This is a genomic window from Candidatus Symbiopectobacterium sp. NZEC135 (assembly GCF_025962695.1).
In genome coordinates, this window is record NZ_JAGFPF010000189.1 from 1 (window position 1) to 2,703 (window position 2,703).

Here is a 2,703-nt window from a genome sequence, read left to right on the forward strand (position 1 = left end):
TCAAACACCGCTATGGCGCCAGCAAAGAACGCACTGGTTGCAACCTGCTTTTCGTCTTTCGGTTTGAACCAGGTCGGCAGGTCGAAGCCAATACGGCCACGGATAAACGCGATGTGGTCTGCCTGTTCAGGCCACCAGACTTCGGATGTAGCGGATTTGATGAGGAACACGTAGCGCCCGCCAAGCTCACGCATCGCAATAACGTGCTCAATGATGTGACGCATGCCGGTGATGTACTGGCCTTCGTGCTGTTTGGCGCGGGAATATGGCGGATTAGCGAATGCGGCCCCGTTCAACTCAGCCAGACGCGCAGACCAGTCTTGCCCCAGCGCGTTATCTTCAGCGGTGTAAAAGGCTTCACACTTTGAGTTTTCGCCGTCACTGAACAGGTCCAGCACCAACGGGCCAAACATGGCATTGATGCCCCAGAAAAGCGGGTCAGGAGTGCGCCACTGATCGCCAACATCCTTAAGTTCGTGGGCTGCTTCCGCTTTGTAGGCATTCAGTGCCTGAACATACTCGGTTTGGGAAAAATTAGTCATTGAGTACACCTCCCGCTGCCGTCATCACTCTGATGCCGCTGTATTGGCTTCTCAGTCCGTTTGCGCTGATCTGGCATTTCTTACGGCGGTGGACCACCTCGGCACGCGCTTGCATTCCTTTGGTCTGGTCAAGTACCGTCAGCCATACACGGGCTGCTCTGCGCCACAGGCGTTTGCTTTCCAACTCCTCGGCTAATGCGATATCGTCGGTTATCATGCGGCTTTTCCCCCCTGCTGGCGCTGGGTTACGTCTTTCCAGATGGAATTCCAGCGGCTCATTGCAAACTCTGGTTTCGCTGATTTCAGCCCAACTTTACTGGCTTCGGTGCGTACCTGAATTTCAATCTGGCTGGGGTTTTTCAGCGGTAATGCGCTGCCAATGAAACGCTGGTAGGCGGCGTCACGTTCGGGGGCATCAACTGAAACCGCTGGCAGATCTCCCGGTTTAACCCATCGCCCATCGACGCACGCAGGGCGACCACTGGCATCCCATTTGCGCGCCTTGTCGTAATACTCCGGGAAGTTTTCAGGGCCAAAAATCGTCTTGGGACGCAGGTAGTCGCACATCTTCGGATCGTTAAGCCATTTCGCCGTCAGGTAGTCCACAACCAGAATCAAGTCCTCAGCGACGTAATCAGGTTCAGACAGTCGCCCACGGATGTATCCCATCGTGGTCTTGCCGTCCCGATAGCCGGAGTTAGTAACCTGGTTGAAATGGTCCAAAACCCGTTGATCTGGGTCGTCAGGCGGTTCAGCCTGACAAGAGGTTTTACCTGATGGATCTTGTTTTGAATTTACTGACGGATCCCCGCCAGATTCTGGAGGGTCAAAACTGCCGTTATTGCTCGATTTTGACGGGTCAAATTTTGAGGCGTCAGATTTTGAACCCTCAGATTTTGATGCGTCAGGATTTGATGTGTCAGATTTTGACGGGTCAGAATCTGACAGGTGAGATTGAGCAGCGGCATACAGCTTCGCAACGTTCAGTTGATACATGTTAGATGCGTTGCGGTTGCCCTTCCGGCGCTGAGTACGTGTTAGCCAGCCCTCTTTCTCCAGCCTGGCTATGGTCGTGCGAACCGTGCTCGGTCCTGCACCCAGTTGCCTGGCTATGGTGTCGATTGAGGGCCAGCAAACGCCGTCATCAGACGAGAAATCAGCAAGCCGTGCCATGATGGCCACTGACGCTAGTTTCATGCCCGACGATGCGCAGCCGTCCCAGACAAATGCAGATAGCTTAACGCTCATGGCTTCCTCGTGAATTTTGCTTTGAAATGCCACAGGGGTTGAACGCATTCATGCTCATAGCCTTCTCGCATGAAAATAACGCGCTCGTTCTGGCGGTCGTATCCGATGACGTGGACGACCCTGCCGTAGGGATCGAAGTAACGCCTGTCGAGTTCTGTGACTTGTTCTTGCATGACTCACCCCGATGTTTGCGGCGTAATTCATCTACCAACCACGCTGCAAACTGGTAGTTGATGGGTGTCCATTGGCCCTGTACATTTAGCTCATACGAGAACGGCACCGGTGAACATCCACCAACAACGGGAACACACCGCAATTGCGGTAAGCCGGGAGCCTGCGTTACACTGTTCATGCGTTTAGTTTCTCTACACTGATTAATTACACGCACCGATGCCCTGAGCTGCACACTCGGGGCATCACCCTTTCTGGATATCCCGATCATTTCGTTTTCCTCTTCTTGCGACCAAACAAGGCCAGAATTGAACGAATCTCCGCTTCACGCGCCGCAAGGTGACGGGAGTGGTGATGCATGATTTCTTTCGCTTCACTGTCATCGATAACGCCATCCTCAATAGCTGCTGCAATAATCTGATCTACCCTTCCCCGGCTTGCCGCTGTGTGGATGGCAAGTGTGTAGAGTTCCTCATGATCCAGGTCGTCAAACTTCGGTGCGTCCACCAGCAATGCACCACGGCGTTGAGCAAAGTATTCCGCCAGCAACGATGTGCCGGAGAGGTCTTCCATAGCCTCAAGTTCGTGGATTTCGAAGAACCGACAACCGTTCTTCTCGTAAAGGTTGTTGTTGAATTGCGCGATAGTCATACCCAGGGCGCCAGCCATTGCGTTACGTCCGCCTGGATACGCCTTGCACATCGCTTTGATGGTTTCTTTGATGTCGGCCATACCTACCTTT

Annotated in this window: 5 protein-coding genes; all 5 read right to left on the bottom strand. The window is 53.4% G+C overall.

The features are described from left to right. On the bottom strand, positions 1-542 hold a 542-nt coding region (locus J5224_RS24705; protein WP_264627861.1), incomplete at its 3' end, for a phage N-6-adenine-methyltransferase. After that, positions 535-759, bottom strand: coding sequence for a PerC family transcriptional regulator (locus J5224_RS24710; protein WP_264627862.1), 225 nt, complete (start codon positions 757-759; stop codon positions 535-537). The genes J5224_RS24710 and J5224_RS24705, both read right to left, overlap by 8 nt. Next, complete coding sequence (locus J5224_RS24715) at positions 756-1,838, bottom strand: conserved phage C-terminal domain-containing protein (protein ID WP_319802480.1); 1,083 nt, start codon at positions 1,836-1,838, stop codon at positions 756-758. Before J5224_RS24715 ends, J5224_RS24710 begins: the two co-directional genes overlap by 4 nt. After that, a complete protein-coding gene (locus tag J5224_RS24720) occupies positions 1,787-1,963 on the bottom strand; it encodes a DUF4222 domain-containing protein (RefSeq protein ID WP_264627864.1) in 177 nt (58 codons plus the stop codon). The genes J5224_RS24715 and J5224_RS24720 overlap by 52 nt, the downstream gene beginning before the upstream one ends. A 265-nt stretch (positions 1,964-2,228) precedes the next feature. Further along, positions 2,229-2,693 carry a YmfL family putative regulatory protein gene (locus tag J5224_RS24725; RefSeq protein WP_264627865.1) on the bottom strand — a complete coding sequence of 155 codons (465 nt, stop codon included), beginning with the start codon at positions 2,691-2,693 and terminating at the stop codon, positions 2,229-2,231. Positions 2,694-2,703: the final 10 nt, after the last annotated feature.